Source organism: Saccharomonospora iraqiensis subsp. paurometabolica YIM 90007, assembly GCF_000231035.2.
GTDB lineage: Bacteria > Actinomycetota > Actinomycetes > Mycobacteriales > Pseudonocardiaceae > Saccharomonospora > Saccharomonospora paurometabolica.
In genome coordinates, this window is record NZ_KI912250.1 from 103,525 (window position 1) to 109,515 (window position 5,991).

Below are 5,991 nucleotides of genomic sequence, written 5' to 3' on the forward strand. Positions count from 1 at the left end.
AGGTGTCGCCGCAGCCCATCGTGACGACCACGTCGGCGGCCTCGACGTCGTCGGTGGCCAGACGGGTCGGCACCGCGGCGGTGATGTCCAGACCCCATTCGGCGAGCGCGGCCGCGGCCGCGGGATTGACCCGCTCCCCCGGCTCGGACCCGGCCGAGCGGACCGCGACGCGGCCGAGCGCGTGGTGGGCCAGCAGCGCGGCCGCCATCTGTGAGCGGCCCGCGTTGTGGACGCAGACGAACAGGACCTCCGGCCGGTGGGCCATGGACTCTCCCGGATGATCGAGCGGGACACGAACGGTTGGTCGGCTCACCGTACCCGATGACATCATTATCGAGTGATGTATGGTCGCGCACCATGCCCGCCCTCGACCCCACGCCGCCCCCGGCCGACACGGTCGTGCCCACCGACGCGCTGCCGACGGACGCGCTGCGCCTGCTCGCGGACCCGCTGCGGGCCACTCTCGTCGGCCTGCTCGCGCGGGAGACGCTGTGCACCTGCCACCTGGTCGACGAGACCGGGGCGAGCCAGACCAACATCTCCAACCATCTGCGGCTGCTGCGCGGGGCGGGCCTGGTGGTCGCGGAACCGCACGGCCGCTACACCTACTACCGGCTGCGGCCGGAGGCGCTCCGGGCGATCGCGGCGACGCTGACCGGCCTCGCCGAGCGCGCCGAGGCCGCCGGATCCGCACTCACCGGGAACAGGAGGCCGTGCTGATGACCCGGCCCGTGGACGAGTCCGACGACACCGACGTCCTGCGGAAGCTGTCGTCGCTCGACCGGTTCCTCCCGGTGTGGATTCTCGCGGCGATGGGCGCCGGGCTGCTGCTCGGTGCCGTGCTGCCGGGCCTGCGGGACGTGCTGGACGCCGTCACGATCGGCCAGGTCTCCCTGCCGATCGCGCTGGGACTGCTGCTGATGATGTACCCGGTGCTGGCGAAGGTGCGCTACGACCGGCTCGACTCGGTGACCCGCGACCGGCGCATGCTCGTGCTCTCACTGCTGCTCAACTGGGTGGCCGGGCCCGCCCTGATGTTCGCGCTGGCGTGGCTGATGCTTCCCGACCTGCCCGAGTACCGCACCGGCCTGATCATCGTCGGGTTGGCCCGTTGCATCGCCATGGTGATCATCTGGAACGACCTGGCGTGCGGTGACCGCGAGGCCGCCGCCGTGCTCGTGGCACTGAACTCCCTGTTCCAGGTGCTGATGTTCGGCGTCCTCGGGTGGTTCTACCTCGACGTACTGCCCGGGTGGCTGGGCCTGGACACCACCTCGATCGACGCCTCCCCCTGGACGATCGCGCTCAACGTCGTGATCTTCCTCGGCATCCCCCTCGCGGCCGGGTACGTCTCCCGCCGTGCGGGCGAGCGTACGAAGGGCCGCGAGTGGTACGAGAACCGCTTCCTGCCGAGGATCGGCCCGGTGACGCTGTACGGACTGCTGTTCACGATCGTCGTCCTGTTCGCCCTGCAGGGGGAAACGATCAGCGAGCGGCCCGGCGACGTCGCCCGGATCGCGCTGCCGCTGCTGGCGTACTTCGCGCTGATGTGGGCGGGGTCGTACGCCGTCGGCCGGGCCGCCGGACTGAACTACGCCCGCACCACGACGCTGGCCTTCACCGCCGCGGGGAACAACTTCGAACTCGCGATCGCCGTGGCCATCGGCGTGTTCGGGGTGACCTCGGGGCAGGCGCTCGCCGGGGTCGTCGGCCCGCTCATCGAGGTTCCGGTGCTCGTCGCGCTCGTCTACGTCAGCCTCCGGCTCCGCAGTCGTTGGCACGCGCGTGTCCGGGGACCGGAGACCCCGGACGTCGACTCGCGGGCATGAGGTGGCGACTCGCGGGCATGAGGTGGCGACTCGCGGGCGTGGGGTGGCGACTCGCGGGCGTGGGGTGGCGACTCGCGGGCGTGGGGTGGCGACTCGCGGGGACGGGTGGGGTCAGGCCAGGGAGAGGGCGATGCCGTCGAGGATGTCGTGTTCGCTGACCACCAGGTCGGACGGGCCGCCCAGGTCGGCGATCCGGTCGGCGAGGACGCGCACGATCAGCGAGCCGCCGCCGATCACGTCCACGCGGCCCGGGTGGATCACCGGGTTGGCCGCGCGCTCGTCGTGGTCGGCGCTGAGCAGGCGGTGCGCGGTGTCGTCCAGCTCGGCGCGGGTGAGCCGGGACAGGTGGGTGCGTTCGGAGTCGTACTCGGGCAGTCCCTGCGACACGGCCGACAGCGTCGTCATCGTGCCCGCCACCCCGATCCAGGTGCGCGCCGTCGACACGTCGACGTCGGCGAAGGCGGGTTCCAGGGTGTCCGCGATCAGCCGCTCCCCGTCGGCGACCTCCCCGGCCGTCGGCGGGTCGCTGCGCAGGGTCCGCTCGGTGATCCGGACGCAGCCGATGTCGACCGATCGGGCCGCGCGCACGTCGGCCTGCCTGCCGTCCCACGTGCCCAGCACCAGCTCCGTCGACCCACCGCCGACGTCGACGACCAGGAACGGCCCGTCGTCGGGGTCCTGCTCGCCGACCGCGCCCGCGAACGAGAGCCGCGCCTCCTCGTCACCGGAGATCACCTCGGCCTCCACACCGAGGATGTCGCGGGTCATCGAGAAGAACTCGTCCCGGTTGCTCGCGTCCCGGGTCGCCGAGGTGGCGACCATACGCAGCCGTTCGACGCCCTTACGCCGGGCGGCGACGGCATAGGCGGTCAGCGCCTCCCTGGTGCGCTCCAGTGCCTCCGGAGCCAGCCTGCCGGTCGCGTCGACCCCCTGGCCGAGCCGCACGATCCGCATCTCCCGGTGCAGGTCCCGCAGGTCGACACTGCCGTCGTGGCGGTGCGTCAGCTCGGCGACCAGCAGTCGGATCGAGTTCGTCCCACAGTCGATGGCGGCTACCCGTGGCATGCCGCCACCCTAGCCGGTCGGGCTCGTCGGCTCCTCCGTGGTCCGCACGCACTCGCACGGTGCCGGTGTGGCGGAACCACCGGGGCCCGCCGTCGCACCGGACGCGCCCGCCGCGGCGCTCATGCCGCCCACGGTGTCCGCACTGCCGGCACCGTGGGCGGCACAGGGCCCCGTCTGCCCGTGGTGCCCCGGTCGGGTGCCGGAGGAGGGTGCTAACGACGAGCCTTTCGGCTCCGTCGTCGGTTCGGGCTCCGGGGTGGTCGACGCGGCCGGGGGCTCCCCCTCGGGCCGGTCCTCGGTGTCGCAGGAGTCGACCGCACTCCCGGTGACGTTCCCGGACGTGGTGTCGGCGGACGACTGCTGGCTGTCCCCGTCGTCCGTACTCCCCGAAGCCCCGGTCATCTCCGGAGACCCGGCGCTGTCCGCATCCGGGGTGTCCGAGTCCGAGTTCTCCGGGGTGGTGCTGTCCGGATCCGTGCTCTCCGGATCCGTGCTGTCCGAGTCCGAGCTCTCCGGGGTGGCGTCCTCCGGATTCGGGGTCTCCGGGCTCCCGGTGCCGGTCGTTCCGGGGTTCTCCGGGGTCTCGGTCGTGTCCGGATCGTCGGACTCCGGCGCCTCGCCCGTGTCCGTGGGCCGGTCCGTGGGCCCGGTGTGCGTCCCGTCCTGCGGGTCGTCGGACTCACCCGGTTCGCCGGGCTCCGCACCCGGGTCATCCGTGTCCCCGGGGTCCTCCGGCTCGCTCGGGTCCCGACTCGGGTCCGCCGAGTCCTCCGGGTCCTCCGGGTCCTCCGGGTCCTCCGGCTCCTCGGGTTCCTCCGGCTCCTCGGGTTCCTCCGGTTCTCCCGGGTCTCCGGGGTCCCCCGGTTCCTCAGGATCGGTCGGTTCCTCCGGATCCCCCGGCTCCTCGGGATCGGTCGGCTCCTCCGGATCCCCCGGCTCCTCGGGATCGGTCGGCTCCTCCGGATCCCCCGGCTCCTCGGGATCGGTCGGCTCCTCCGGGTCTCCCGGCTCCTCGGGGTCCGGATCGCCTCCCCCGGGCGGGGTGGACCCGGGGGGCGTCGTCTCCGGATCCCCTGGCTCCCCCGACTCCCCGGGCTCGTCCGGGCCGTCCGGGTCCGTGCCGTCCGGGGTCGTCGTCGACGGCGAGGACGACGGCAGCTGGGCGCCGGCGGCGGGCTCGTCGGGGTAGGTGTCGACACGCAGCGGGTCGGGCACCGCCTGCGGCACCTCGCTGTCCGGCACGCCCAGGACCCCGGTGCGGTAGGCCTCGGCCCACCGCAGCACGTTCGCCACGTACGACGACGAGTTGTTGTACCGGTAGAGCGCCCGGCGTACCTGTTCGTCGTCCGAGAGGTCGAAACCTCCCGCGCACAGGTACCGCCCCGCGGCGACGGTCGCGTCGTGGATGTTGTTCGGGTCCGCGACACCGTCGTCGTCGCCGTCCGCGCCCCACCGTGCCCAGGTCGACGGGATGAACTGCATCGGCCCGACGGCGCGGTCCCAGTCCGGATCACCGTCGTGCCGGCCGCCGTCGGTGTCCGGGATCGTGGCCACCGGGCCACGCCCGTCGAGGACCGGGCCCAGGATCGGCTCGCGGGTGGTGCCCGCGGCGTCGACGTATCCGCCGCGGGCGTGCCCGGACTCGATCCGCCCGATCCCGGCGAGCAGCGCCCAGTCCAGGTTGCAGCCGGGCTGTTCCGCGTTCACCCGCTGCGCCGCCGCGCGGTACGCGGCCAGGACGGACCGCGGGATGCCGAGGGATCCGGAGGTGGGCTCGTCCCGCAGCCGCAGCTCGGCCGGTTCCGGTGGCTCCGGCAGGCTCCCGTCGACCGACGACCGGGACAGACCGGGCGGATATCCGCCGACCAGCGGCATGGCGACCGTGAACTCCCGGGCGGGCGGGTCGAGCCACCGCGCGGCCGCTCCGCTGACCACCGCGACCGGCACGATCGCCAGCGACCCGCCCAGTACGGCGACCATCGTCCGGTGCCGCAGCCCGAATCGCCGGACCGCACCCGACCTCCCGCCAGCACGCACGCTCGACCCCTCCCGCCGGAATCGCCTGGGGGCTCACCCTGCCGCAACCCACCCGGCGTTTCACACCCTTCGGAAGGGATCAAACAAGTTTTGCTCCGGACGGACTAATCCCGGTGAGCACACTCCCCCGACGGCCATCCGTCCGCCCGGACGAGACGCAGCGTCTCGTCACCGACCGGGTTGACCCCCGGCCCCCGGGCGAGCGTGTGGGCGAGGTGCACGTGCAGGCACTTCACCCTGGTCGGCATGCCCCCGGCGGTCACGGTGTGCCCGAGCGGTTCGATCGCGTCCCGCTCGGCCAGGTACGACTCGTGCGCCCGCCGGTAGCGTTCGGCGAACTCCGGGTCGTCGGCGAGCCGCGCGGTCATCTCCCGCATGGTCCCCGCCGCCTCGAGCCTGCCCACCATCGAGTTCAGCGTGGGGCACGTCAGGTAGTACAGCGTCGGGAACGGGGTCCCGTCCTCCAGGCGGGGGCTGGTCCGCACCACGGCGGGGTGCCCGCCCGGGCAGCGCGCGACGACGGCACGCAACCCCCGGGGCGGGCGGCCGAGCTGCCGGGCGACCTCTGCCGCGTCCTCCTCGCCGACCGGCTCGTCGACCGGCTCGACACCGGGCCCGGTCGGATCGACGTCACCGTCACTCATCCCGCGTCACGCTGCCCCACAACTGTTCGTACCACGCCCCCGACGCGCCGTCGGGAACCGTGCCGGGGTCCCGCCCGGCGTCGGTGCTCCGCTCGGGCAGCTGCACCACGTACGGCGTCTCGCCGGGCATCACGTACCCCAGTCTGCGCCGTGCCTCGGCCTCGACCTGCGCCGGGTCGTCCAGTTCCTCCCGCCGCTGTTCCAGCTCGTGGACCTCGCGTTGGAGTTCGCGCTGGAGCCGCTCCTGCTCGGCCACGTCGGCCTGCTGGGAGAGATAGGTGCGCAACGGGACGGCGAGGGTGAACGCCAGCGCACAGACGACGGTCGCCACGAGCGCCGCGCGGCGGGTCGTCGACAGGCCCAGTGCCTTGGCCGCGTCGGCCACGCGGGTGGCGCCCAGGCCCCGGCGCAGCCGG

At 73.5% G+C, this 5,991-nt stretch carries 7 protein-coding genes; 2 read left to right on the plus strand and 5 right to left on the minus strand.

All coding sequences use genetic code 11. The features are described from left to right. On the minus strand, positions 1-265 hold a 265-nt coding region (locus SACPADRAFT_RS28280), incomplete at its 3' end, for an arsenate-mycothiol transferase ArsC (protein WP_407690023.1). A gap of 56 nt (positions 266-321) precedes the next feature. On the opposite strand from SACPADRAFT_RS28280, the gene SACPADRAFT_RS0216580 reads away from it, so the two are divergent. After that, positions 322-720 carry an ArsR/SmtB family transcription factor gene (locus SACPADRAFT_RS0216580; RefSeq protein WP_233357155.1) on the plus strand — a complete coding sequence of 133 codons (399 nt, stop codon included), beginning with the start codon at positions 322-324 and terminating at the stop codon, positions 718-720. Beyond that, the gene (gene arsB / locus SACPADRAFT_RS0216585) at positions 720-1,829 is read left to right on the plus strand and encodes an ACR3 family arsenite efflux transporter (RefSeq protein WP_007024282.1); all 1,110 of its coding nucleotides are present in this window, start codon (positions 720-722) and stop codon (positions 1,827-1,829) included. The genes SACPADRAFT_RS0216580 and arsB overlap by 1 nt, the downstream gene beginning before the upstream one ends. 111 nt (positions 1,830-1,940) lie before the next feature. Here the strand turns inward: arsB and SACPADRAFT_RS0216590 are convergent, their stop codons facing one another. From SACPADRAFT_RS0216590 to SACPADRAFT_RS0216605, 4 genes are all read right to left on the minus strand, one after another. After that, positions 1,941-2,894 (minus strand): Ppx/GppA phosphatase family protein, encoded by a 954-nt coding sequence (locus SACPADRAFT_RS0216590; protein ID WP_007024281.1) that lies wholly within the window; start codon positions 2,892-2,894, stop codon positions 1,941-1,943. Between the two features lie 9 nt (positions 2,895-2,903). Beyond that, on the minus strand, positions 2,904-4,874 hold the full coding sequence (locus SACPADRAFT_RS0216595) for a lytic murein transglycosylase (RefSeq protein WP_157577195.1): 1,971 nt from the start codon (positions 4,872-4,874) through the stop codon (positions 2,904-2,906). 161 nt (positions 4,875-5,035) lie between these two features. Beyond that, positions 5,036-5,575 (minus strand): DUF501 domain-containing protein, encoded by a 540-nt coding sequence (locus SACPADRAFT_RS28285; protein ID WP_007024279.1) that lies wholly within the window; start codon positions 5,573-5,575, stop codon positions 5,036-5,038. After that, positions 5,568-5,991: FtsB family cell division protein (locus SACPADRAFT_RS0216605; protein WP_007024278.1), on the minus strand; the 424-nt coding region annotated here is incomplete at its 5' end. The genes SACPADRAFT_RS0216605 and SACPADRAFT_RS28285, both read right to left, overlap by 8 nt.

What these genes read in the sequence shown, in the direction of transcription:
- SACPADRAFT_RS0216580 (WP_233357155.1), top strand. Translation starts at nt 322, where the DNA reads ATGACATCATTATCGAGTGATGTATGGTCGCGCACCATGCCCGCCCTC.
- arsB (WP_007024282.1), top strand. Translation starts at nt 720, where the DNA reads ATGACCCGGCCCGTGGACGAGTCCGACGACACCGACGTCCTGCGGAAG.
- SACPADRAFT_RS0216590 (WP_007024281.1), bottom strand. Translation starts at nt 2,894, where the DNA reads ATGCCACGGGTAGCCGCCATCGACTGTGGGACGAACTCGATCCGACTG.
- SACPADRAFT_RS0216595 (WP_157577195.1), bottom strand. Translation starts at nt 4,874, where the DNA reads ATGGTCGCCGTACTGGGCGGGTCGCTGGCGATCGTGCCGGTCGCGGTG.
- SACPADRAFT_RS28285 (WP_007024279.1), bottom strand. Translation starts at nt 5,575, where the DNA reads ATGAGTGACGGTGACGTCGATCCGACCGGGCCCGGTGTCGAGCCGGTC.